The following is a 24,259-nucleotide window of genomic DNA, read 5'->3' as shown; positions in this document are numbered from 1 at the left end:
GTTAGACTGGCTGCTTCTCTGGCCGATCAGGGATCCCTTGGTTGCTGCGGAACCAGAGGGCCAGGGCCACCAAGACGTACGCTGCGGACCACAGCCAATAGCCGGCACCCGGATACTCCAGTGCCAGGACATCGCCGCCGATTCCATTCAGAATGGGCGGGGGGCTAAACAGATTGCTCAATCCGTTTCCGAGAGCCAAGATGCCAACGGCCCCGGAGATTCGTCCCAACCACCGCCACTGCCACAGCCGAGCGTGCCACAGCGCTGACACCGTCAAGAGCATGGGAAGATTGAGGACCAGCACGGCAAGGAATCCCCCGCTGATCATCGACATGGACCACAGGAATTCGTATCCGGTAGCAGACATTGCGAGTTCGGGGCGCGCCGTCCCCATCCATTCGGTTTGAACCAGGGGCAGGAACAACGACGCAGCGTACATCACCCATCCGGCCAGGAGGAAGCGCCGCCACCGGGGCCGTCCCGACTTGGCGAACTCCCTTGAGATCGCGGAAGGCGCCCCGAGAGTCTCCCGTGCCATGGCGAACGCCTCGACCGGTGCCAATACACGGTTCAACTCCAGTTCCAGACCGACTCGGGCCCTCAGATGGTCCTCGAGTTCGTCCAGTTCACGGATCGAGAGTGACGACGTTCGCTCCAGTCCCTCTCGCCAGTTCCGAACTTCTCTGTCCAGTTCAAACACGGCTTGCTCCCGGGAATCTGTCGGTCGGCCGGCCTAGGAGCCCGTGGCGAGACCTTTCTTCGGGCGGGCGGATGCCCAGCCTCGGCGGCGGAGCCATAGGGCGATGGAGCCGAGCGCGAACGAGGCGGACCACGCCCAGTAGCCGAGAAGCAACCCCCCCGTCGACACCGCACCGGCCACGCCGAGTGCCAGGGCCGGGAGGGCGATGGCTCCGAGGATCCCGGCGAGCCACGTGCCCTTTAGCCGACGACGGCGCCAAATGAGAGGAAGAATCAGGAGCATCGGCAGATTGAGCGGTAGCAACTCGACGTCAGCGAGCAGTTCGTACCCTCGGGGCGTCCAGCCGGAGTCGAGGCCCGGCAGGAACGGAGGTATGTGAAACACCGGCAGCAGCAGCGATGTCGCGTACAGCGCCGAGGCACCGGCAAGCAGCAGCTTCCATCGGGGCCGGCCGGCCCTGGCAAACTCCCTGGAGAGTGCCCTCGGCTCGCCGAGCGCATGCCGGGCGATCGCGAACGCCTGGGGCCGCGCGAGGCTGGCGTCCAGTTCCATTTCCAGATCCACCAGGGCGCGCAGGTGATCTTCGAGTTCATCCAGCTCGCGAGGCGCGAGGGACGACCTGCGTTCCACCTCCGCGCGCCAACTTCCGACTTCCCTCTCGAATTCAGGCATGGCTACCTCCCCAGGACACCTGAAGGGCCCCGTACACGGCCTGCCAACTCTCGCGGTCGGTCGCCAGCTGGCGCTTTCCGCGGGCGGTCAGCCGGTAGTACTTGCGACGACGCCCCGCGTCGGTGAGGTGCCAGCGGCCGGCGATGAGTCCGTCCCGCTCCAGCCGGTGGAGGACGGGGTAGAGCATCCCGTCGGACCACTCGAGGTCACCGCCGGAGAGCAGCTTCACGTGCTTGAGGATCTCGTAACCGTACGTCTCTCCGCCGGCCAGGATGGAGAGCACCATCGGGCGCGACGAGGCAGCCACGAGTTCCTTGTAGACCGGTTTCTTCATCGAGACGCTCCCTGCCGACGAGACGCTCCCTGCCGACGAATCGGATACCATGAAACACAATGTACATTGCAGTACATGGTAAAAGTGTAGATGGCCTCACGCAAGGAATGGTTGTCCGGCGTTCCCGCCGGACAGCCCGCCGGGTGCCGTCAGCGCGCTGGAAGTGGAATCGAAGCGACGCTGGGGCGATCGAACGGATCCCGGTACACGCCCCAGATCCGGGAGGGTGTGAAGCGAAGCGCGTCGAACCGCTCCGGCAGTCGGACGTCGCGCGTGGCGCCATCGGGCGCGATTCGCAGCCACAGTGAACTGCCGCTCAATCCGCCCGCGTCAAGATCGAGGGGCTGCAGCCACATCGTCCCGTCTTCCCCGCAGCGGAAGTCGACGTACCGGGGCAGGTAGCTCGCAAGTTCGTGCGGCGCCCCCTGCACCATCCCGGCCATCTGATTCAGGAGCCGCAGGCTGTCCGCTTCGGTGAGACGGGGCGCCACATCGCCCGTGACTTCGGCCTGCCTCAGCGCGAACACGGCTGCGGCAAACTGTCGTGGGCTGACCTCCGTGAAGGGAACGGGCGGAAGGTCGATGGGGTCCACCTCGGCGCCGGATCCGTCGAAGCCGCGCAGCTGATTCCTCACCCGATCGTGGACGCGCACGAGATCGTCGCCGCAGGAAGCCCACAGCCGATACCACAGGGGAAAACCGCCGTCGCTCGGGATGAAGTCTCCGGATGGATCGTCCAGGACTGCGCCGAGCGCTACGAGGGTCCGTGCCCCGCCCGTCTCCGGATCCACGGCGATGAGGTCGGCTCCCAGGAGTCCGTAGCGAAACTGCAGCACCCCCTCCTGCATCGTCACGGTCGAGTGCGGCACGAGGATCTCGCGACCGAGCCTGGCCGTCCGCACCGAGGCATCCAGCATGCTCCTGCCGCTCCGCACGCTGCCCGGGGGGACGGACGTCGACGCGAGGGAGAACTGCTCCCAGTCGGCATCGGGTCGGGAGATCCGGATCAGCGCGTGCCGCATGAGGTCCAGGACCCACGCCTCACCCTCCCATCCTCCCGTGACGAAAGCCGCGGGCATCCGGAATTCGTCCGGTCCTCCTCCGGGCGATCCGTGGGCGCCGAGGGACTCGCCCTCCCGCCCGAATCCCATGAAGTACGGTTCCTGCGAATTCAGTACCCAGACGGAGCCGTCGGCCAGGACCTCGAGGTCCCGGACCACCGCGAGGGAGTCGGAGGTGCCCAGGATCTCGACAGTCGCAGTCCCCAAATCGAGCGGCGTGCCGGGATCGTCTCCGCCCGAGACACCATCACACGCGAGGAACACCGCGCCTGACAGGACCGCCGCGGCGCGCCACGAGGTCGAGAGTTCGACGGTTCTCACGGTTCCTCATTCCCCCGTTGAAATCCCCGCCGGTACCCCCGGGGGTTCGTCAGCGACCGAGGTCGAGCAGCACCTTGCCGAGGGGACCTGACTCCACGGCCTCGTGAGCGGCCGCGATGTCCTCGAGCGAGAACTTATCCGCGATCGTATGGCGCAGCTCCCCGGCGGTCAGCCACTTCGTGAGGTCCTTCACGGCTTGCTGCTTCGCTTCCTCGGGCATCAGAAAGACGAGTTCGAAGCGCAGCGTGAGGTTCTTGTAGAGGAGGGTGTAGAACGGAACTGCGGGCTGCGGTTCGCCCTCCGAGGCATAGGCGGAGATCACCCCGTTCGCTTTCAGCATCGCGATCGAGGCGTCGAGGTTCCCGCCCATCTCCACCTCGACGATGCGGTCGAGTCCCTCTCCCTCGGTCAGTTCCATGACGCGGGCCGTGACATCCTCCTCGCGATAGTTGATGACGGTGTCCGCGCCCGCCGCGCGTGCAGTCCTGCCCTTTACGTCCCCGCTCACGGTGGCCAGGACCCGCGCGCCCCCCAGCCGGGCGCACTGGATCGCGTAGGCGCCCACCGCACCGGCGCCGCCCGTCACGAGCACCGTGTGTCCGTCGACGGGGCCGTCGGCGTACACGCAGCGATGCGCGGTAAGCGCGGGGATGCCGAGACACGCGCCCTCGGGGAAAGACGCATTCGCGGGCAGCGCGACCGCCCGCGACGCGGGGACGGTGGCGAACTCGGCGGCGGTGCCGAAGTTGCTCCCCCACTGGGCTTCGTAGACCCAGACGCGGTTGCCGAGCCGACCGGAATCGACGCCGTCCCCGACCTCGTCGATGACTCCGGCGCCATCGAAGTGGGGCACGACGAGTTCCGATCCCATACTTCCGCGGCCGCCGGCGCGGCGCTTCACATCGACCGGGTTTACCCCCGAGGCCCGAAGTCGCACGCGCACCTCGCCGGGCCCGGGCGAAGGCACCTCCCGTTCGCCGACTTCCAGTACGTCCTGCGCCGACCCCAGCTTCGTGTACCAAGCCGCTCGCATGTGACTCCTCTCGTGGCTAGTCGGCGCTCGCGCCGGTCGTGCCGCCGCCGGAACTCAGGCCTTCTGTGTGTCCGTCCACCGGGAGCGCCTGCCCGGATATCTTCGCACCCGCGCCGGACGTGAGGAAGAGCACGAGCGCCGCCACGTCCTCGGCGTCGACGAACGTGCGCAGCGAGATCTGCCGCATCCAGCCCTGTCGGATCGCTTTCTCGGACACGCCCCGGGCGGCGGCCTGGGCGGCGATCACGCGGTCGATGCGGTCCCCGCTCACGCTGCCGGGGCAGATTGCGTTCACGCGGATTCCGGCCGGACCCAGCTCCATGGCCAGGGTGCGGGTGAAGCCGATGACGCCCCACTTGGCCGTGGCGTAGGGACTCCGCAGCGGATAGCCGTGCAGCCCCGCGGTCGAGGAGAGGTTCACGATCGACCCGCCCCCCGCGCTCCGCAGTGCCGGGACGGCGGCCCGGGCGCACAGGAACATGCCGTCGAGATTGACCGCCAGCGTCTCCCGCCAGTCGTCGAGATCGAGCGACTCGACGGGCCCGGTCGGGCCGGGGGTCCCGGCGTTGTTGACGAGCACATCGAGACCTCCCAGCCCGTCGAGCGCCTCCGCGAACAGCTGCTCCACGTCCGCCTCCACGCTGATGTCCGCGACGGTCCCGGCGAGGTCACCCTCCGCCGCACACAGGAGGTCTTCGAGCGCGTCGGGGTCCCGATCGCAGACGTGCACCCGCGCCCCTTCGCCAAGGTAGGCCAGTGCGATCGCCCGGCCGATCCCCGCCCCGGCGCCCGTGATGACGACCCTCCGGCCTGCGTGCGCGGGCACAGCCGTCAGTCTCCGTCCCCTTCGGGCCCGGCCGATTCGTAGCCGTGTTCCGCCGCGGGGTAGGCTCCTGCGCGGACCTCGCCGGCGTAGCGCTCGACCGCTTCTCGCGCGGCCTTCCCGAGTTCGGCGTACCGCTTCAGGAAGCGCGGGGCGAACCCCTCGTTCAGGCCCAGCATGTCGTGCAGCACGAGCACCTGTCCATCGCAGTCCGGTCCGGCGCCGATCCCCACCGTCGGCACCGAGGCGGCTTCGGTCACCCGTCGGGCCGCGACTGTCGGCATCAACTCGAGGACGATGGAAAAGACGCCCGCCGCCTCCAGAGCGAGGGCTTCCTCCACCAAACGTGCCGCGGCCTCGTCGCCCTTCCCCTGGATTCGGTGTCCTCCGAGCGCGTGCACGGACTGCGGAGTGAACCCGAGGTGGCCCATCACGGGAATCCCCGCCCGGACGATCGCCTTCACCGCATCGACGACCTCGAACCCGCCCTCGAGCTTCACGGCGCCGGCGCCGGTCCCCTTGAGGATGTTCCCCGCGTTCCGCACCGCCTCCGTGACGGAGACCTGATAGCTGAGGAAGGGCATGTCGACGACGACGAACGCCCTTGAGGCGCCTCGCACCACGATCCGGCCGTGGTACGTCATCTGCTCCACGGTGGCGGAGAGCGTCGTCTCCTCGCCGCACAGGACGCTCGCCAGGGAGTCGCCCACGAGGATCAGGTCCACGCCCGCCGCGTCCACGAGCGACGCGAAGAGCGCGTCGTAGGCGGTGATCGCGACGATCTTCTCGCCGCGCGCCTTCATCTCGACGAGGTCGAACGTCGTCACCTTCCGTGCGCCGGAGCCTCCGCCCGGCACGCTCATGGTTCGCGTCACAGGAGCATCCCGTGGTCAGCCTTCGGCCATCGGTCCGGGCGGAAACAGCGTCCGGCCCGTCCCGGCGTCCACCACCCGGATCGCGCTCACAGGACAGTTGGCCGCCGCCTCGAGGACGAGCGACTCCGGGTCGCCCCCCGCATCGACGACCGTCGACTGGCGGTCCTCGTTGTGAGCGAATACACCCGGCGCTGTGGCCACACACATCGCGTTGCCGACGCAGAGTCCGTGATCGACCTCGATCCTCACCATGTCTCGCTCACGTCGCCGCCCTCACCATGTGACGGGCATGGATTCGATGGAGCGGAACTGGATGCTCGGCTGGTAGCGCAATTCATCCGTCCCCAGTTCAAAGCGCTCGAAGCGGCGCGCCAGCCCGCGGAAGACCTCCTGCCCCTCCATGCGCGCGAGCGAGACGCCGAGGCAGTAGTGAATCCCCGACCCGAACGACAGGTGAGGGTTCGGCTGGCGCCCGATGTCGAACTGGTCCGGGTCCTCGAACACGGACGGGTCCCGGTTCGCCGCCGCCATGATCCAGCGGATGCGCTCGCCGGGCGAGAGCGTCTTTCCGCACAGTTCGGTTTCCTGAGCAACAATGCGCTGGGTCGATTTCACCGGCGGGTCGAAGCGCAGACACTCCTCGGTCGCCGTGCGCGCGAAGCGGTCGGGATCGGCCCGGAGGCGGTCCCATTGCGCCGGATGCTCGATGAAGGCGCGCAGACCGTTACAGATCAGGTTCATCGTCGTCTCGTGTCCCGCGAACAGCATGAGTCCTGTGTTCACGAGCACCTGGTGCCGCGTGAAGACGCCGCCGGTCTCCCCCTGCGCCAGAGCCGAAATCAGGTCATCGCCCGGATGCTCGATCCGCTCCTCCACGAACGGCCGCGCATACTCCATGATCCCGCGGATCCCCTCCGTCAGGGGCCGCAGCCGGTCGGGCTCGCCACGATTGAGGTGGAGGATGCTGTCCGCGAGGCCCCGGAGCGTGTCCATGTCCTCGCGGGGGACGCCCATCAGCCGCGCGATGATCCGCACCGGGAGCGGCGCCGCGAGGTCGGTGACGACATTCATCCGTCCCCGGGGCCACAACTCGTCCAGGAGTTCATCCACGGCCCGGCGCACGAAGGGGCGCCATGCCTCCATCGCCGTCGGCGTGAAAAAGGAGTGAACCGTCTTCCGCTGCGCGAGGTGCTCGGGCCGGTCCTGCTCCACCAACTGGTCGGAGCGGAACACCTTGACCTCCTCGAACAGGGGCGCGTCCTCGGGGAGCACCGGCGGGTACGGCGCCCCCTCCACGCCCCGGATCACGGCCGAGGAGAAGAGTTCGTGGTGCCGCAGGATCCAGACGACGGGATCGTATCCTGTCACGACCCAGAGGCCGAACTTCTCGTTCCAATGCACGGGATCCCGCTCCCGCAGCCGCGCGAAATGGGCGTACGGGCGCGCGATCACTTCCTCCGCGAAGAGATCGTCGAGTTCGGGCGCGGCGACGGCGCCGCGATCCGAGGCGTGGATCAGGGCGTGAACCGGTAGACGACCGGCAGTCGAGCGACGTCCGTGACGCTCGAGTCCGTGTGATGGTAGATGATCTGCCGTCCGGTGCCGCAGTCCCCGTAGGTGTCGCAGGAGATGGGCCCGACGAGACCGTTGAAACGGGTGGCCTCGATCCGGGTGCGCAGCGCGGACCGGTCGATGTACAGCCGTCCGCCTTCTTCCACCGCGGCGGACTCGATGGCGCTGAGCAGGAGCGTCGTGGCATCGTATGCGAGCGCCCAGTACGGAGACTGGGGCCGTTCGCCGTACGTGGCTTCGTATTCGGCGATGGCATCGTCCGCGCTCGTCCCGGTCACATCGTTCACGTTGCCGCCGTAGTCCGATTCCGGTCCCGCGAAGTAGATCCCCTCGGACTGCGGCGTCGCGAGAAACTCCGAGACGAGGAGCGCCGCGCCGGAGATGAGCGTGGCCTCTTCCAGGCCGTCAAAGGCCTTCGCCTGCGCCGCGAAGGGCAGGCCTTCCGCCGGGAACAGGGGGAAGAAGATCCCGTCCGGACCGGCCGCTGCGAACTCCGCGAGCACGGTCGACATGTCCGTCTCCCCCTTGCCGATTCCGCTGGCGGCGGGGACCTCACCGCCGAGTGCCTGGAACGCGGCGCCGAAGGCCTCCACGAGAGCCGTGGTGTAGGGGTCGCCGTCGTGGAGCGTCACGATCCGCCGCAGACCCAGTTCATTGTGCGCGAAGTCTGCGAGAGCGCGCGCCTGATAGAGGTCGTTGTTCGCGACGCGGTAGTAGCCGTGGTGATACGCGGAATTCGCGTTGCCGGCGAGATCCGAGGTCAGCACCGGCGACGTGGTGCTCGGAGCGATCATCGCGAAACCCGCCCGGCTGATCACCGGCGAGGCGGCCACGGCCGCAGCCGAGCAGGACGTACCGATGACACCGACCACCTGTGGGTCCGACACGATGTCCCGGGCGCCTGCGCCGCCGCCCTCGGGTGAGCACGCCGAGTCGACGGGATCCCCGAGATGAATCGGGCGCCCGCGGACCGTCGACGCATGGCGAACGGCGAGTTCGACTCCGCGCCGGGCCGGTTCGCCCAGCGACGAAACCTCGGTCATCGCGAGGAGCGATCGGATCTGTACGGCATCACCGCGCAGCACCGTGACCGTGCCGAGCGGCCCCGGTTCGAAACTCGACGGGCCGGTACCCCCGTCGCACGCACCCGTGAGCACCGCCGCGAGTGTCACCGCAAGCGCGGGAGACAGCTTGCGCGGCGCAATCCCGATTCGCTGACCCATTTCACACCTTCCTCGTGACAGGTCGAGTAGTTTCGCCCCAAGCTACGCGGGGGCAACGACGCCTCCAAGACATCGAAGAGGTCTCCATGATGGCGCTGAATCGGCTGCTCTGCCTCGTCGCGGGCCTCTCCGCGGGTCTCCTTTCGGGTGCTTGTGGCGGAGCGGAATCGGGCACCGGGGAACGGATCCCGCTGGAGGAACTGGCGCGCGGAGCGTGGGCACCGCCCGCCATGCTCCCGAATGGCCGCTTTCTCCCGTCGTCGGAAGCGGAGGCCGCCCGACATGCCTTCTCCGGCACCATCAGGTTGACTGGTGCGGAGATGCAGACAGATCCCGCAGGCCTCGACCCGCGCCGTTTCATGGGCCGGGACACGAAGCGCTTCCCCGATGTCTCGCTGGGATTCGTAACGGACGGACGCGATCTGATCCCGCTCGATCGCGATCTCATCGTCGCCGGCACGCGCACCGAAGGCGGGAGTTACTGGGACGTGCTCGTCGGCCCCGGAACGGTGTGGTCGGAGCCGGGCGAGGAGTGGTCGCGGGCGGCGTTTCCGCTGCAGCTCGCGAGTTCCGTGGAGAACGAGACGTATAACGGCGTCGCGACCTTCGCCTTCACCGAAGGGGACGTGTCGGGCGTCCGCTTCCAGACCGTGACCCAGGGACGGCCCTACTTCCTCGTGCAGCGGCGCCTGATGTGGGGCCAGCTCGGGGCCGAGTTCACGCCGGGCCCGGCGCCGGCGGAGGTGATCGAGGCCTTCGCGGCCGAGAAGGCACAGCGCCTGCCCCTGCGCCCGATCTCCGAGTTGCGCCCGCGGGTGGGAGACGCGGTGTTCGACGCCATGCACGGGGAGATGAACACGGAGAACATGGTCACCGCGGCCCTTCTCGTGCGCGACACCCTCTACGCCGCCGACTGCCCCACGCCGTTCGGGGAGCTTCCTTTCTGCCGGGAGCAGCGCTTCGGGATCTGGTCCGTGACCAAGTCCACGGGCAACACGGTGGCCGCCCTTCGTCTCGCGCAGCGCTACGGGCGGGAGGTCCTCGACGAGCGGGTTGCCGACCACCTCGACGTGACGGCCGATCACGACGGCTGGGACGACGTCCGCTTTCGCGATGTCCTCAACATGGCCACCGGCGTGGGTGAGGGGTCGACGCGGATCGAACCCAACAACACGAGCGACGGCTACCTGATCGGCTACGACGACTGGTACACGGCGATCTCGAAGGACGAGCGGATTCGCCAGGTGTTCCGCGCCTCGAACCACCCCTGGGGGCCGGGGGAGGTCGTCCGCTACCGCGACCAGGACGCGTTCCTCATCGGCGCGGCGATGGACGCCTACCTGAAGCACCAAGCGGGGGAGGCGGCGGACCTGTGGCAGATGCTGGAGGAGGAGGTCTATCGGCCCATCGGCGTGCCGCACGCGCCGACGAACCGACTCGTCGAGGCCGACGGCTCGCTCACGCTGCCGCAGATGTCACAGGGCTACTACCCGACCGTGGACGACCTCGCGAAGATCGCGCGCCTCCTGCAGAACGGCGGCGCGCACGAGGGCGAGCAACTGCTGCACCCGGAGTTGACGGCGGAGGTGATGTATAGGACGGACGTGCGCGGGATCACGTTCGGCCCGCCGGTCGAGACGGGGCAGCCTAGCTACTACCTGGCGACCTGGCACCAGAACTACGTCGGCGAGGGGGGGTGCGTCGTGGATCTCACGCGCATGTCGGGCTGGGGCGGACACCGGGTCGTCCTCTTCCCCAACGGAATCGTCGCGATCCGGATCTCGAAGGTGACGGGGCGCGAAGGCTCTCCCGTGGACGGACTGGCCGCGGTGGCCGACCGCTTGGACCCGTTCTGTCCCTGAGCATCGCGAGCCCGCGAGTTCCCCGAAGCCCCCGACGACCGCAGCCGGCGACTATCCCGGGCTGGTCTCCGGGTCCGCGGTCGCGTGTGATTTCTCCTCGATGATCGGCGAGCCGTAGACCTCGCTGAGGGCGCGCTTGAGGCGGTGGCGTTCGTCGTTGAGGCGATACACCTGACGCGCGGCCTCGGTGAAGCGGGGACCGAAGTCGTGCGCGCGTTCCAGGCGACGCAGCTCGTCCTCGACGTCCCAGATCCCCCGGTTCACCTTCGCCAGGGCGGCGACGCGCTCCCTCACCCGGGAGGGCGCGGCATCGATCCTTCCGATCGTCCGCTCGCACACGGCCTCGACGTTCGCCAGCTCGGAGTTCACATTCGCGAGCTTCCGGCGATCGCGGATCCGGGCCTGTTTCAGCCGCAGGATGGTGATCCGGTCGATGAGTTCGCCCGCGGAGACGGGGATTTCGATATTCACGCACCGAAGATAAGCGGGGAGGGGACGCGGTGAAGATAGGACTCGTGGGGTTCGCGGGTTCGGGGAAGACGACGGTGTTCAACGCGATGACGGGGCTCGGCGTCCCGGTCGGGTTCGGCGGCGAGCTGCGGCTGGGTACGGTGCGGGTCCCGGATGAGCGCATCGATGCGCTCCGCACCCTCCTTTCCCCCCGCCGGACGACGTACGCGGAGATGCGGTTCTGCGACATTCCCGGGGAATACGGCGCGGCGAGCAAGGGCCTGTCGCCGCGCGGGCTCCAGCAGATTCGCGACCAGGAGGCGCTCTGCCTCGTCCTGAGGGACTTCGACAACCCCTCTCTCGCGGAACCGCCGGACGCGGAGGGCGAACTCGAGGCCTTCGCCACCGAATGCTTGCTCTCCGATCTCGATCTCGTCGAGCGCCGGCTGGACCGGGCGCGTCGCGAGGGGGCGGACGCGGTCGAGATCGCCGCTTTCGAACGGGCGCTTGAGACGCTTGAACGCGAGCAGCCGCTACGGACCGTGCCCCGGGCGGAACTGGATCGGGCGCCGTTCCGCGGCTACGGCCTCCTCACGGACCGCCCTCTGCTCGCCGTGCTGAACCGCAGCGAGGACCGGGCCGGGGAGGCTCTGCCCCCGGCGCTCGCCGAGCGACTCGCCGCCATGGGGGCCGGCGGCCTGGCGCTGTCCGCTCCCGTCGAGGCGGAGATCGCCGACCTCGACCCGGAAGACCAGGCGGCCTTCGTGGAGGCGCTCGGCCTGCGCGAACCGGCCCTCGCCCGCTTCATCCGCGCGGCCTACGGACTCCTCGATCTCATCTCGTTCTTCACGGCTGCCCCCGTCGAAGTCCGCGCCTGGACGATCCGGCGCGGTACACGGGCCAGGCGGGCGGCGGGCCGGGTCCACTCCGACATGGAGCGAGGCTTCATCCGCGCGGAGGTCATCCCCTACGAGGTGTACGCGGAGTACGGCTCGGAGCAGGCCGTGAAGGAAGCGGGCCTGATGCAGGTCGAGGGCAAGGACTACGTGGTCGCGGACGGCGACATCCTCCACATCCGCTTCAACGTCTGACCTGGCGTCCCGCCCCGCCGCCTACCCTTCCAGCAGCGTCTCGATGTGCGCGGCCGTGGCGAGCGCCGTGCCGTCGAGGTTGTAGCCGCCCTCCAGCAGCGAGACGACGCGCCCTTCGTAGCAGCTGTCCGCGTAGTCCATCGCCGTCCGGGTCATGCGGCGGAAGGCGTCGTCCGTGAGCGCGAAGCAGCCCAAGAGGTCGTCGACCCGGCTGTCGAAGCCCGCCGAGAGGATCACGAAATCGGGATCAAAGGCGGCGACGGCCGGCGAGAGCGTGTCGTCCCAGCGGCCCAGCATGTCCGCGTCGGTGGCGCCGCAGTCGAGGTGGACGTTGATGTTGAATCCGGTCCCATCGCCTTCACCGGTGAGAGCCGGGTCGCCCGTTTGCGGGTAGGCGGCCCAGTCGTGGGCGGAGAAGAAGAGGACCGACGGATCATCGTAGAAGTTGTTCTGCGTCGCGTTCCCGTGGTGGTAGTCCCAGTCGATGACGAGTACGCGCTCGAACCCGTGTACCTGCTGCGCGTACTTCGCCGCTACGCCGGCGTTGCTGTAGTAACGGAGTACAGTAGCGCAAGATCACGGCAAGACATCACGTAAGTCCAATCAGGACTGCACGATCTGCCAACCTTGCCGTTGGGCTGGACCTTGCTGGGCCGTACCGAAATGACCGGAAAACCGGAATGGTTTAGCGGGAAATCGAGGGAGCTCGGCCGACACGAAGCCGAAGGATTCGGGACGTTCGCGACGCGGACGACTCCCTCGTCGCTTTCCCGAGGTGAACGGCACCCGTCCAATGCTCGAGACATGCTCCGTGCCGATGGGAGAGGTCTCCGGGGCGGGCCCGCCGGGACGGATGTCTCCCGCCGCGGCTCCCTACGCACCGTCGCATAACGACCCGCAATCAACAAGGTTCGAGAAGCCGAGCAACAGCGCGATGCGCTCGGTGTTCTTCGCCCCCGGTAGCGAACCCTTCCGGTAGCCGAAGTGGCGCTTCAGGTACAGGAACGGGTGCTCCCCCTTGGCACCCACCGAGGATTTCGCGCGCTCCCGTTGCCACTTCACATCCTCCGGATCCAGAAGCCGCCACCGCCCCGGAGCCATCGCCACCGTCCACTTCACGTCCCGGCCGGCCGTATCCACCCAGCGCTCGATCCCACGGTAGCCCGAGTCGGCCCACACCTCCTCCTCACCGCCGTGCAGCAGCGCCCGCCTGTTCTGATACGGTAATCACCTGACAGCTGCCCCTGAAAAAAGGGACGGTGGCCACCCGGCCTCCAACGAGGTTAGTTGAGAAGTGCTCAAACGACTCAACAACCACGGGAGGAGAGAAGAATGACCACCGTCCAGGCCGAGAAGATAGCTCGGCGGAAGCTGTCGCTGCTAGAACTCGCACAGGAACTCGGCAACGTGTCGAAGGCTTGCCGGATCGCGGGTTACAGCCGGCAGCAGTTCTACGAGATCCGAAGGAACTTCCAGGTGTACGGGGCCGAGGGGCTGCTGGACCGCATGCCCGGGGCTCGAGGGCCGCACCCGAACCGAGTGGCCTCGGAGGTGGAGGAGGCGATCCTGGCCCACGCCTTGGCGCACCCGACACACGGGGCGCAGCGGGTGGCCGACGAACTCATGTTGAGGGGTGTACAGGTGAGCTCGGGAGGTGTACGCGGGGTGTGGATCCGCAACGGTCTGAAGAGGCGTCACGAGCGGCTCCTGCGGCTCGAGAAGACGGTCCGTGAAAGCGACTTCGAGCTGACCGAGGAACAGATCCTGGCGCTGGAGCGCTTCGATCCGGAGTACCGAGAGCGTCATATCGAAGTGAAGGCCACCGGCGAACTTGTGGCCGTGGACACCTTCTTCGCGGGGACGCTGAAGGGGGTGGGCAAGGTCTACATCCAGACGGTGCTGGACTGCTTCAGCCGCTACGTGTGGGCCCGGCTCTACACCTCGAAGATGCCGGTGACCGCCGTCCAGATCCTGAACAACCATGTGCTGCCCTTCTTCGAGGAACACGGGGTGAAGGTTCAGACGGTGTTGAGCGACAACGGGCGCGAGTTCTGCGGCCGCGAGGACCGGCACCCCTACGAGCTGTTCCTCCAGCTCGAGGAGATCGAGCACCGCCGGACGCAGGTGGGCCGGCCGCAGTCGAACGGGTACATCGAACGCTTCCACCGCACGCTCCTGGACGAGCACCTGAGGGTGAAGGGACGGACCACCTGGTACGAGTCGGTCAGCGAGATGCAGGAGGATCTCGACGCCTACATAGAGACCTACAACCGGAACCGACCCCACCGCGGCCGCGGCATGGAGGGGCGGACGCCCTATCAGGTGTTCAAGAAGGGGATCCGGAAGCCCCGGACCCGGAAGAAGTCAACCAAAAAGGAGGTGAAGACCGCAGCCTGAGGGACTGTCAGATTTTCTGTGTAAATGGCCCTCGCACTCATACGGGCACTCGGCCCTCGAACACGATCGACAGGTGGTTCAGGGCGCCGGTCCAGTCCTGAACGGGCCGGGTCCAGCGCTGTGACGCCCTTTCGATCGCGAGGTACAGCACTTTCCTGACCGCCTCCGGGGTTGGGAACGCGCCGCGCTTCCTCGTCACCTTCGTGAGCTGCGCGTTCAGGGCCTCGATCGCGTTCGTCGTGTACATGACCTTGCGGATCTCGGGCGGATAATCGAAGAACGGGGTCAGGTTCGCCCAGTTCGCCCGCCACTTCCGGCTGATCATGGGGAAGCGCTCGTCCCAGCGCTGAAAAAAGGCCTCCAGCGCCGTCTCGGCCGCCTCCAGGCTCGGAGCCCTGTAGATGGCCCGCAAGTCCCTGGCGACCGCCTTGCGCTCCTTCCAGGCGACGAACCGGAGCGAGCCGCGCACCAGATGCACGATGCAGAGCTGGACCTGCGTCTTCGGGAACACCGACTCGATCGCCTCGGGAAAGCCCTTGAGTCCGTCGATCGCGGCGATCAGGATGTCCTCGACCCCCCGGTTCTTGAGTTCGGTTAGGACCGAGAGCCAGAACTTCGCCCCCTCCGCCTCGCCCACCCACAGCCCCAACAGCTCCTTGTTGCCCTCGAGCGTCAGGGCCAAGGCAAGGTAGACCGCGTGCGTCCGGACGTGGCCCCGGAACGCACCTTCACGTGGATCGCGTCCAGATACACGATCGGGTACACCGTATCCAACGGCCGGCCCTGCCACGCCTTGACGTCCTCCAGGACCGCGTCGGTCACGGACGAGATCAGCGACGGTGAGACCTCGACCTTGTACAGCTCCTTCAGGTGACCCTGGATCTCCCGCGTCGTCATGCCCCGCGCGTACAGCGCGATCACCTTCTCGTCGAACCCGCCCAGCCGACGCTGGCCCTTCCTGACGAACTGCGGGTCGAACGTCGAATCACGGTCCCGAGGCACCTTGATCTCGAGCTCGGACGTGTCCGTCTTCACTCGCTTCCGCGTACGGCCGTTGCGCGAGTTGCCCTTGTTGTGGCCCTCCCTCGCGTGCTTCTCGTAGCCCAGGTGGTCGGTGAGCTCGCCCTCCAGCGCCCGCTCCACCACCCGCTTCGTCAGCGCCTCCAGAAGACCGCCTCCGCCCATGATCTCTTCCGGGCTGCGGCCCTCCAGCAGGCTGTCGAGAAGCTCGTTCACCTCCCGCTCCGTCGCATCCTTCTTCCTCGCCATGGTCTCCTCCCGCTTCCGGAGTCTACTCCATGGCCATTTACACAGAAATCAGCACACTCCCCAGCCTGAAAGCGCTGACCTCGGCGAGGCCGGGTGTCAGGTGATTACTGTACTTGTACAGCCCGCCTCCCTGAGGTCGTGCGTGTCCGCCGGCGTCGTCCGCACGCTGTTCGTCAGACCCGTCTCCGCGTCCACTCCGATGTGGGCCTTCATCCCGCAGTGCCACTCGTTGCCCTTCTTCGTCTGGTGCATCTCTGGACCCCACGTCCCCCCCCCCCGGTTCCTCGTCGACGACGGCGCCGCGCTGATCGTCGCGTCCATGATCGTCCTCCGCCGAACCCGGTACTCCCAGAGTCTACTCCATGGCCATTTGTTCAGAAATTAGCACCCTCCCTCTCGGCTCTTGATGGATTGACCTTCCCCACCAGGCTTAGTCTGCATCATCTGCCGCACCACGTCCTCCGGAGTCTTGTTCTTCACGAGCCGATGGACCTGCTTCGGTCGCGTCTTGTCTTCTGGCTGCTTGTCTTGTGGCATTGTTTTTCCCCACGGCCTTGCGGTATAGGCGGTCACGCTTCTTTTCGAGCCTTGCCAACTTGTCGAGTTTTCCATCGGCTTCGAGTTGCTTCACCCTCTTTCTGTAATACACCATGAAGTCCGCATAGCGGTCGAATCGTTTCAGGGACCGTCGTCTCCGGGCCTGCCAGTCTTTCAGCGGGTGCCAGACGAACTCGTCGATCAGGGCAACGACAAACAGCAGCATGACCGCCCACACGACGACCCACGCCAAATTATCAACCAAGACTAATACGGTCTTCGGGCAGGAAGCGCTGGGAGCGGGGGAACTTCTCCAGCGTCGGCACCAGCCACAGGATGAATCGGTAGTGGCCTTCGAGCGCGGCCCCAGTCTCCCGCGCCCGGTCCGAGGTCTTCCGCGCCGGGGTCGTCACGGAGTGCTGTGGACCCTCATCACCGTACCGGCCTTCCTCCGACGCGCGAGAGCCCATCATGAACGACCCCGACCGGCACAACCCCCATCCGCGGGCACGCCGAGCAGTCGCTGAACACCTCCCCCGCCCGGTCATTGTACGCCAGCCACGCTTCCGCCGCGTCGAGCAACTCCAGAGCCGGCAGGTAGTGTTCTCCCTCCTGCCCCGCCAACTCCAGGTATCGAAGCACAGATGCAATGGCATCACCAGGCGCCCCGGGTCTCAGCGCCGCCTGTGCGTGCTTGAACCAGAAATCACCGGGAACCTCGACCCCATGCTTCGCTTGCAATGCGAGGATTCGGTCGAGGGCTACTAGCGCTTCGGCCGAATCCTCCGACCGGATGTGGCGATCCGCCTGCAGCGTGTAGCGGTCCAACTGCATGGCGGGCGGAAGTTCCTGTCCGATGGCCGATTTCGTCGCCGACAGGACCGCCAACCCCACCGCCAGCGCCGACAGGGCGGCTCTGCATCCGGTCCAGTTCATTCGTCAGCCTCCGGGGATCGAGCGGGTGAAGGACACCCTCGACCGTCTCGGTCACGCAAGGGGTAAGTGGGTAAGGATGCGGGAATCGATTGAACGTCCGGGAAACACGGAAACCACCCCTTCCACCTGTCCACTGAAACGGGGTAAGTCCAATGGCCATTTACACGGAAATCAACACACTCCCCCGGGAGGTGATCGGGGCCTTCATCGAGCGCTACAACCGGGGCTGGCTCCTCCAGCGGCACGGGTATCTGACCCCGGCCCGTGCCCGCGAGAAGTCACCCGCCGGGCGGCTTGGTGGCTCATCCCTCTGTTCAAGAGACCGGGACATCTACACCCACTCGTCTGCCACTCGACACGCCGCAGTAGGCCTTGGAGCTGGTTGGTGCCGCCGTTGTTCCACTCGGTACTGTGTGGAAACCGCCCGCAAGGCAACTCAGGATGCGAATCGGCAACGTTAGGGCAGCTCCTCACATCTCCATAAGCCCCAGTATCCCGAGCAACTTCCGCAGTTCCGCGTCGGACCCGGCCGTTCTGCGGAGATCAGTTACCGTGAAACGCCGTTGCAAATGGTCGGTGCGCAACGACCCCTTGTGGTATTCCGGCCAGTGGGCTCTGAGCTGCCGCTCGGCGTCGCGTGGTGCGATCACATGCGTTTCCCGTCCCTCGTGCAGTCGAACCAGCAGACCTTCCAGATTCGGAGTCATCAACACGACTTCGAAACCCCGTTCTCTCGCCAAGACACGAGCATCCCGACCCGCCGCCTTATCTGCCTCCATGCGATCCGAGTCCAATAGAACCAACCGCTTGCTGATGCTCCGGGGTGCAGGATGCCTCTTGAGGCGTCGTCCGGCTTCTTCAACGACTGTGGCTGAATCGCCCCCGCTGGCCGGCCTCACTTCCAAATGGAGATGGAGATCGGCGGCTTCGCATACGCCCCCGAGAAACCTCACGAAAGCTCGATCACTCTTCCCCTCCACCCCTATGAACACAACTCTCCTTCGCTGGACCCCTCCCCGCCGCCGCATCGCGCCTCAGCCGAGCTTGGGAAGTCCGCCCAGCACACCCGCCCGGTACTTCGGATACAGACGGACGTCACGGCGCAAGCCTTGTACATCTTGAGCGCCGTAGACCCGAGTGGCTCCGCTATCGTCTTTCTCGACAATGAAGACTTCTTCCTTCTCCAAGTCATCCAGCAAGCCGACGTGATGCGAGGACACCAACAGCTGAGCACGCCGAGAATTGTTCTCGCGGGATCGGAACCGGTGGAGGATCTCCCAGAGCATATCGACATGCAGATCACCGTCGACCTCGTCTAGAATCGCCAGCCCAGACTCGTCCAGAGCAAGCTTGATAAGCGGAAGGAGATGAACCAGACATCGAGTCCCTTTGGACTCGTAACCGAGGACCACCGGCGCATCTAGCCCGCTGTGGTTGAACCGGAGATGCCGTCCGCCGAAGCCGTCAGCGATCTCCATGTCTTCGATCCCTAGGTCGCTCCGTTGGATTTGAGCCTCGACCCATCGTTTAGCGTCCGCACTGGCCGCCAGCCAATTGATGACGGTGGATGTATCGGGAGTAAACGTGTCATTCCCTGCGATGTTGCTCGCGCTAACCAGCGAATCTCTTAAGAAGGCCGCGAAGCGTGTTGCGACCGGCACGTTGACAAGTCCGAGCGTCGCGATTGCTGACCGATTGGGCTCAATCCCCTTCAGTCTATCGTCCCGGGCCGTGAGGCCGAATTCGCGTGACACATAGACGGACGTTCCAAGGGCTCCTCGCTCAAACAACCTGCGGCGGCGTCCTCTTGGAAAGTGCACCAATGCTTCATGGTTCACAAGAAGAGGGGCCGCGGTTCCGTCATCCCTCTGTTGACGTTCGATCGTCAATTCGTATCGGAACCTTTGCGGCGCCTCGCCCGGATCTAGGAAGTCGGCTTCGCCCTCGAGAGAGAAAGCCGTCGGCTCCCATCTCGTCTGATCCGACAGAAACGGCGGAACGTGTACGGTCTCCATGGGAGACGACGCAGCCCGTCCCATATCCACGAGTGCCCGGAGTAGCGTTGACTTGCCCGAGCCGTTGGGTCCCATGAGCACAGCGACCGCAGGGAGTCGAACATCGGGTTTGGCAACACTTCGTCTGAAGCAAGCCAAATCCGGCGCGGTTCCCGGGATCCGAAGATCCAAGGTCACGGTCTCCCGTATCGAGCCGTAGTTGGATACTGAAAATGTATGAATCACATGGGTATGGTAACGCGTTTTCGTCCCGATAGCAAATTGGATGCTGTATCGGGACCGGGGCCGCGCTCGTGGAATCGAGAACGACGGTAGGCACCAACCTAGGCGGCGGGGAGGTTTCTTCGGCCAAGAAAAACCCGGTGGCAAGGCGGGTTGGATTCGAGCGCGGGACGTAGGACGTTCTCATGCGGGGGACGAAGGCCGTAGATCGCGGCGACAACTCTCGCAAGGTGGGGAGGGAATCGTACGAAGCGATTCGGAATCCGGGTTGTCCGAGCAGCGCCATCTGCGTGCCATTCGTGTCGTGCCGTGTCTGCTCGGATACCCGAGATCGGGGCTCGAAGTCGGCGATCCGTTAGATTGAGCGCCGAGCCATGGAGCGGATATGAACGACCGAGATCGCGCCCACTCGGCGAACGAGCGCGGAATGGGCCTACGATCTGGTCGCGCACCTTCGTGGCGTGCCCGAACTGGCGCGCGGGTTCGCGTCGGGACTGTCAGATTTTCTGTGTAAATGGCCCTCGCACTCGTACGGGCACTCGGCCCTCGAACACGATCGACAGGTGGTTCAGGGTGCCGGTCCAGTCCTGAACGGGCCGGGTCCAGCGCTGTGACGTCCTCTCGATCGCAAGGACAGCACTTTCCTGACCGCCTCCGGGGTTGGGAACGCGCCGCGCTTCCTCGTCACCTTCGTGAGCTGCGCGTTCAGGGCCTTGATCGCGTTCGTCGTGTAAATGACCTTCCGGATCTCGGGCGGATAATCGAAGAACGGGGTCAGGTTCGCCCAGTTCGCCCGCCACTTCCGGCTGATCATGGAGAAGCGCTCGTCCCAGCGCTCTGAAAAGCTCTCAAGCGCCGTCTCGGCCGCCTCCAGGCTCGGAGCCCGGTAGATGGCCCGCAAGTCCCTGGCGACGGCCTTGCGCTCTTTCCAGGCGACGAACCGGAGCGAGCCGCGCACCAGATGCACGATGCAGAGCTGGACCTGGGTCTTCCGGAACATCGACTCGATCGCCTCGGGAAAGCCCTTGAGGCCGTCGACCGCGGCGATCAGGATATCCTCGACCCCCCGGTTCTTGAGTTCGGTGAGGACCGAGAGCCAGAACTTCGCCCCCTCCGCCTCGCCCACCCACAGCCCCAACAGCTCCTTGTTGCCCTCGAGCGTCAGGGCCAGGGCAAGGTAGACCGCGTGCGTCCGGACGTGGCCCCGAGACCGCACCTTCACGTGGATCGCGTCCAGATACACGATCGGGACTTGGGCCAACCAAGGAGGTGCTGATGATGCGAGTCGTGAGTTAGAACATCGCCGGCCGACACGAGCCGTGGCGACAACTTCGGGAGAGGGGTGCGGATGTTGCGCTGCTTCAAGAGGCCCGGAACCCGCCGCCCGACGTCGCGTCGGACGTTGAGATCGTAGGGGAACCTTGGCTCAAGCACCAGTTTGACCGCTGGTGCCAGGTCGTTCGCCTCTCCGACCGCGTGCGCGTCGAGCACTTCACGCAGATCGATCCCATTAGCGTGGCGGAGTCCGACCAGATGCCGGTCAGTGGCATCGGCATCAACGCGGTCGCCCGCGTCATACCCGAAGGCGGGGATCCGTTCATCGCCGTGTCCACGTACGCCCGCTGGATGCGGCCCCATCCCACGACGCGGAGCAATTGGCGCGTCGGCTTCCCCGACGGATCGGCGCACCGCGCGATCTCGGACCTGTGTCGGCCTTCATCGGCGGCACGGATCCGTCGACGCATCGGATCATCGTGGCGGGGAGATCTGAACATGGACCCCAGCTTCTGGTTGAAGGACGGACAAGACCCGCTATGGGATGCGCGGGAACGGACCGTCTGGACGCGCATGGAGGCGTTGGGCTTCGACTACCTGGGGCCGCACGACGGCCCGACCTATCATACTATACGGACATTGCCCGAGAACCCGACCAACCAGCTGGATCATGTGTTCGCGTCGCGTGGCTTCTCCAATGCGATCGCGGTCCGGGCGTTGAACGATCCAGCCGGGTGGGGCGCCAGCGACCATTGCCGCGTCCTGATTGAAGTGTCGCGGTAAGAATGTGACTGTGCCGGCACCTCCCGCGTCATCCGCATGACGAACCTCGACGAATACGGCGGCTTGCAGGCCGCCTTGAAGCGCGCCATCGCCCTTGAGAAGGACGCGCGCAGGCGTGCGGTACGGGGGGGCTGACGGAACGCGTCGATACATGGATGACGGATCGGCTGGCGTGGGCTCGATTCTACTGGGAGACCTGATGTCCGGGGCCGTACCGGAGGTGTGCAAGAGACAATGGGGGTCAATGCACATTTTGGCGCTCCCGTGATGCGCACCGACCGGCCTGCATATCCGGTGGCGCGGCAACGTCTTGCGGCTTCGCCGCGCGGTCGGCCGTGGCGCAGGAGCCGCTTGGGGCGTGGAGGGGAGCGACCCCAAGGGCACAGGTGCCCGGTTCGGGCGCGGGGCCGTGCGCGTTTTCACACGCTCGTCCCCGCCCCTTCCCGGGGTCGCTCCCCTCGAAATAATCCTTGCAGGAAGGCTGGCATGAGCGCCACCGTGCCTCTGGCGCGTGCGGCGCTCTTCGTGGCTGAAGTCGGCAACCCCCGGATGGCGGGCAGGTGTACGTAGTCGATCACCAGCGCTATTCAGGTGACGGGCGGAGCACCTCGCAAACGCCAGCGAACATTGACCCCGCCCGGCCACGCGTCGAGTATTCCCAAACCGAGCACAATTGAGCGACTCCCGGCTCGTCCGCCTCCGTCGGGCGCGGACTTGCCACAGGAAGGGGTAACGGACATGGGCAGCTTGCATGATGCCGTCATGCAGTACGTGGAGCGCGAACTGAAGGCGGACTCGGGCGTGAAAAACGCCGCCTTGTTCGCCGGTGCCCGCGAGATCGAAAAGTCGGTAGAGGAACTCACGCTGCAACAGTTTCATGCCAAGTATCGGCTGCCGGCGACCCGGCGGATCGCGCCGCAAGAGCGGCCCGCACGGCAACCGAAGGCGAACCCGGAGCCCGACCCCGCGCCCGCGGCATCCGGCGCTGGTGCCGCCGTCAAGGAGTTCGTGGAGCGGACGCTCGAAGTGGACCCCGATGTCTCGAACGCGGACCCGTTCGCCGGTGCCCGCGAGATAGACCCCTCCGTAGCGGAACTCTCAGCCCGGCAGTTCCACGCGAAGTATCCCCTCCAAGTGAAGGCGCGGCTGGCAAGGGCCGCCGCGCCCAGGCCCGAGACGCCGCCGGCGCCGGAGGTCCCAACGGCTGAGGAGCCCAACACTGCGGATGCGCCGCCGATGGAGGCGGGCGACCCGTCTGCGGTTCGCCGCCTGTTGCTCGATCTGGCCAAGGAGCTCGCGAACGCGGAAAGCAAGGCGGAAGTGATCGAGGTAATGGCCCAGTTGGATGACTATGTGGCCCAGATCATGGAGGCGGCGCGCGGCTGAGCACAACGAGACGGGTCGAGAGCACCACGCGCCCCTGACCGGCCGGCCAAACGCCTTGGTGGCTTCGAGACATCTGAGGCGGGCGCGGACGACGGCTGCCCAACGCTTCCCGCGCAAGGGGACTGCTGGCTGGGAGAGACCCCGTAGCGGCGGTGGGGAAGGGCTGTCCGGCCCCAGCCCCACCGGTGCCGATTGGAGGCATGCCGAAATGGGGGGTCTCTCCCCAGCCACGTCCAAGGCGCGCAGATCGGTATCGGCGCTCCGCCAGCCGTGACGCAGCCGCAAGCGCGCCGGCGGCATTGACGGCCGCGTAACACACCGCGGGGGGATGAACGCCGGACGGATCATCGGCTCGTGGGTCGACTTCTACAACGAGGTGCGCCCGCATTCATCCCTCGGCGGGCGATGCCTTACCGCAACGGCAAGGGGACGGTGTGAACGGCGGATCTCCATACCTGCCCGGGCACGCTCACCTGAAGCACGCCGATGTCTTCAACACCCTCCGCAACAATCCTTAGACCACGGAGGCCGAGACGTCACCCTGAGGCTCGTCCCCTCCGGCCGGGTGTCACTTGTTCACCCGCCGCATGTGTCACTTTTTCGCCCGCCGTTGACAAAACGAACGGGGACCCCCTCAATTGTGTAGAATGGTCGACGGTCAACCGAAGTTCGGCTGGCGGGTGTGGCGGAAATCGCTGGGTTGCTCGCCGGGGGATCCACTTTGGGTCTTCCCCGCCATCGTCATGGCGGGCATGGTGGTGCTAGGTCCTCTGTTGTCATTCCTGACCTGGTGGGTCCGCGTCATCGGAACTGAAGTGGCCGACCAAGCCAATGAACGGAAACAGTTCTATCCTCCGACAAACTCACCGAACACACGAGCCCAAAACCCCTTCTTACGTGTGAAGTGAATGCATCAAATCCCACTGTCCGATAATATAATTGTCCCTGTATTCGTCTGCGTCCAAATCGGCCGGTAGATGTGGCCCACCGTGTTGACTGAAAATCTTCCCTTTTTTTGTCAAGATGATGAGTTTGTGCTTTCCGTCCTTATCTTTGACCACGTTCACCGTTGCGGGCCTGTCGCGAACTCCGATTAGGACGGCGTACAAGAAAATACCCATCGTAGCAATTGATTCAATCACTTGAAGCCATTTCATCCTACAACCTCCTAGCTAGCTGTTCTTGAGTTCGGTGAGGACCGAGAGCCAGAACTTCGCCTCCTCTCGCCTACCCACAGCCCCAACAGCTCCTTGTTGCCTTCGGGCGTGAGGGCCAAGGCAAGGTAGACTGCGTGCGTCCTGACGTGGCCCCGGGACCGCACCTTCGCGTGGATCGCGTCCAGATACACGATCGGGTACGCCGTATCCAACGGCCGACCCTGCCACGCCTTGACGTCCTCCAGAACCGCGGGTCGATGACGGA

Annotated in this window: 23 protein-coding genes and 4 pseudogenes; 5 read left to right on the top strand and 22 right to left on the bottom strand. The window is 66.0% G+C overall.

Annotated elements, in window-relative coordinates; genetic code table 11:
* Position 1 precedes the first annotated feature (1 nt).
* The 10 genes from ACOOGH_RS14480 to ACOOGH_RS14435 all read right to left on the bottom strand — a co-directional run bounded on the left by ACOOGH_RS14480 (position 2) and on the right by ACOOGH_RS14435 (position 8,614).
* Complete coding sequence (locus ACOOGH_RS14480; RefSeq protein WP_420449588.1) at positions 2-700, bottom strand: hypothetical protein; 699 nt, start codon at positions 698-700, stop codon at positions 2-4.
* Positions 701-733: 33 nt separating this feature from the next.
* On the bottom strand, positions 734-1,372 hold the full coding sequence (locus tag ACOOGH_RS14475; RefSeq protein ID WP_420449587.1) for a hypothetical protein: 639 nt from the start codon (positions 1,370-1,372) through the stop codon (positions 734-736).
* Entirely contained in the window at positions 1,365-1,706 is a 342-nt protein-coding gene (locus ACOOGH_RS14470) for a PadR family transcriptional regulator (protein WP_420449586.1), read from the bottom strand. Before ACOOGH_RS14470 ends, ACOOGH_RS14475 begins: the two co-directional genes overlap by 8 nt.
* A gap of 149 nt (positions 1,707-1,855) precedes the next feature.
* Positions 1,856-3,088: a hypothetical protein gene (locus tag ACOOGH_RS14465; protein WP_420449585.1), complete on the bottom strand. Its 1,233-nt coding sequence runs from the start codon at positions 3,086-3,088 to the stop codon at positions 1,856-1,858.
* 49 nt (positions 3,089-3,137) lie between these two features.
* Positions 3,138-4,121: an NADPH:quinone reductase gene (locus ACOOGH_RS14460; RefSeq protein WP_420449584.1), complete on the bottom strand. Its 984-nt coding sequence runs from the start codon at positions 4,119-4,121 to the stop codon at positions 3,138-3,140.
* 16 nt (positions 4,122-4,137) lie between these two features.
* On the bottom strand, positions 4,138-4,947 hold the full coding sequence (locus ACOOGH_RS14455) for an SDR family oxidoreductase (protein WP_420449583.1): 810 nt from the start codon (positions 4,945-4,947) through the stop codon (positions 4,138-4,140).
* 5 nt (positions 4,948-4,952) lie between these two features.
* The gene (gene panB, locus ACOOGH_RS14450) at positions 4,953-5,819 is read right to left on the bottom strand and encodes a 3-methyl-2-oxobutanoate hydroxymethyltransferase (protein WP_420449582.1); all 867 of its coding nucleotides are present in this window, start codon (positions 5,817-5,819) and stop codon (positions 4,953-4,955) included.
* A gap of 15 nt (positions 5,820-5,834) precedes the next feature.
* Positions 5,835-6,071, bottom strand: coding sequence for a ferredoxin (locus ACOOGH_RS14445; RefSeq protein ID WP_420449581.1), 237 nt, complete (start codon positions 6,069-6,071; stop codon positions 5,835-5,837).
* 21 nt (positions 6,072-6,092) lie between these two features.
* Complete coding sequence (locus ACOOGH_RS14440) at positions 6,093-7,271, bottom strand: cytochrome P450 (RefSeq protein ID WP_420449580.1); 1,179 nt, start codon at positions 7,269-7,271, stop codon at positions 6,093-6,095.
* A gap of 62 nt (positions 7,272-7,333) precedes the next feature.
* The gene (locus ACOOGH_RS14435) at positions 7,334-8,614 is read right to left on the bottom strand and encodes a branched-chain amino acid ABC transporter substrate-binding protein (RefSeq protein ID WP_420449579.1); all 1,281 of its coding nucleotides are present in this window, start codon (positions 8,612-8,614) and stop codon (positions 7,334-7,336) included.
* 86 nt (positions 8,615-8,700) lie between these two features.
* On the opposite strand from ACOOGH_RS14435, the gene ACOOGH_RS14430 reads away from it, so the two are divergent.
* Positions 8,701-10,476 carry a serine hydrolase gene (locus ACOOGH_RS14430; protein ID WP_420449578.1) on the top strand — a complete coding sequence of 592 codons (1,776 nt, stop codon included), beginning with the start codon at positions 8,701-8,703 and terminating at the stop codon, positions 10,474-10,476.
* Between the two features lie 51 nt (positions 10,477-10,527).
* Here the strand turns inward: ACOOGH_RS14430 and ACOOGH_RS14425 are convergent, their stop codons facing one another.
* A complete protein-coding gene (locus ACOOGH_RS14425) occupies positions 10,528-10,947 on the bottom strand; it encodes a DUF6165 family protein (RefSeq protein ID WP_420449577.1) in 420 nt (139 codons plus the stop codon).
* A gap of 29 nt (positions 10,948-10,976) precedes the next feature.
* Here ACOOGH_RS14425 and ACOOGH_RS14420 point away from each other — a divergent pair, with 29 nt between their 5' ends.
* On the top strand, positions 10,977-12,017 hold the full coding sequence (locus ACOOGH_RS14420) for a DUF933 domain-containing protein (protein WP_420449576.1): 1,041 nt from the start codon (positions 10,977-10,979) through the stop codon (positions 12,015-12,017).
* A 21-nt stretch (positions 12,018-12,038) separates the two neighbouring features.
* On the opposite strand, the pseudogene ACOOGH_RS14415 reads toward ACOOGH_RS14420, so the two are convergent.
* Positions 12,039-12,560: pseudogene (locus ACOOGH_RS14415) on the bottom strand (histone deacetylase); the annotation flags it as partial.
* A gap of 330 nt (positions 12,561-12,890) precedes the next feature.
* Positions 12,891-13,196: a hypothetical protein gene (locus ACOOGH_RS14410; protein WP_420449575.1), complete on the bottom strand. Its 306-nt coding sequence runs from the start codon at positions 13,194-13,196 to the stop codon at positions 12,891-12,893.
* A gap of 153 nt (positions 13,197-13,349) precedes the next feature.
* Here ACOOGH_RS14410 and ACOOGH_RS14405 point away from each other — a divergent pair, with 153 nt between their 5' ends.
* Positions 13,350-14,414, top strand: a complete 1,065-nt coding sequence (locus ACOOGH_RS14405) for an IS481 family transposase (RefSeq protein ID WP_420449574.1) — start codon at positions 13,350-13,352, stop codon at positions 14,412-14,414.
* Between the two features lie 37 nt (positions 14,415-14,451).
* On the opposite strand, the pseudogene ACOOGH_RS14400 reads toward ACOOGH_RS14405, so the two are convergent.
* The 8 genes and pseudogenes from ACOOGH_RS14400 to ACOOGH_RS14365 all read right to left on the bottom strand — a co-directional run.
* A pseudogene (locus ACOOGH_RS14400) lies at positions 14,452-15,683 on the bottom strand (IS256 family transposase).
* A gap of 120 nt (positions 15,684-15,803) precedes the next feature.
* A pseudogene (locus tag ACOOGH_RS14395) lies at positions 15,804-16,010 on the bottom strand (transposase); the annotation flags it as partial.
* 103 nt (positions 16,011-16,113) lie between these two features.
* Positions 16,114-16,485, bottom strand: coding sequence for a hypothetical protein (locus ACOOGH_RS14390; RefSeq protein WP_420449573.1), 372 nt, complete (start codon positions 16,483-16,485; stop codon positions 16,114-16,116).
* Positions 16,478-16,633: a hypothetical protein gene (locus tag ACOOGH_RS14385; RefSeq protein WP_420449572.1), complete on the bottom strand. Its 156-nt coding sequence runs from the start codon at positions 16,631-16,633 to the stop codon at positions 16,478-16,480. The genes ACOOGH_RS14390 and ACOOGH_RS14385 overlap by 8 nt, the downstream gene beginning before the upstream one ends.
* A 19-nt stretch (positions 16,634-16,652) precedes the next feature.
* Positions 16,653-17,156, bottom strand: a complete 504-nt coding sequence (locus ACOOGH_RS14380) for a hypothetical protein (RefSeq protein ID WP_420449571.1) — start codon at positions 17,154-17,156, stop codon at positions 16,653-16,655.
* 470 nt (positions 17,157-17,626) lie between these two features.
* Positions 17,627-17,866, bottom strand: a complete 240-nt coding sequence (locus ACOOGH_RS14375) for a hypothetical protein (RefSeq protein WP_420449570.1) — start codon at positions 17,864-17,866, stop codon at positions 17,627-17,629.
* A 324-nt stretch (positions 17,867-18,190) separates the two neighbouring features.
* Positions 18,191-19,246 carry an AAA family ATPase gene (locus tag ACOOGH_RS14370; RefSeq protein ID WP_420450139.1) on the bottom strand — a complete coding sequence of 352 codons (1,056 nt, stop codon included), beginning with the start codon at positions 19,244-19,246 and terminating at the stop codon, positions 18,191-18,193.
* Positions 19,247-19,890: 644 nt separating this feature from the next.
* Positions 19,891-20,642, bottom strand: a pseudogene (locus ACOOGH_RS14365) (IS256 family transposase); the annotation flags it as partial.
* Between the two features lie 284 nt (positions 20,643-20,926).
* Between ACOOGH_RS14365 and ACOOGH_RS14360 the strand changes: the two are divergent.
* On the top strand, positions 20,927-21,451 hold the full coding sequence (locus tag ACOOGH_RS14360; protein WP_420449569.1) for a hypothetical protein: 525 nt from the start codon (positions 20,927-20,929) through the stop codon (positions 21,449-21,451).
* A 762-nt stretch (positions 21,452-22,213) separates the two neighbouring features.
* Complete coding sequence (locus tag ACOOGH_RS14355; protein ID WP_420449568.1) at positions 22,214-22,837, top strand: hypothetical protein; 624 nt, start codon at positions 22,214-22,216, stop codon at positions 22,835-22,837.
* 1,168 nt (positions 22,838-24,005) lie between these two features.
* Here ACOOGH_RS14355 and ACOOGH_RS14350 read toward each other — a convergent pair.
* Positions 24,006-24,185 (bottom strand): transposase, encoded by a 180-nt coding sequence (locus tag ACOOGH_RS14350; protein WP_420449567.1) that lies wholly within the window; start codon positions 24,183-24,185, stop codon positions 24,006-24,008.
* Between the last annotated feature and the right edge of the window lie 74 nt (positions 24,186-24,259).

It is taken from the genome of Candidatus Palauibacter sp. (genome assembly GCF_965213655.1).
GTDB lineage: Bacteria > Gemmatimonadota > Gemmatimonadetes > Palauibacterales > Palauibacteraceae > Palauibacter.
The sequence above is the reverse complement of the archived record's forward strand: the minus strand, read 5'-3'. Positions and strand labels throughout refer to the sequence as shown.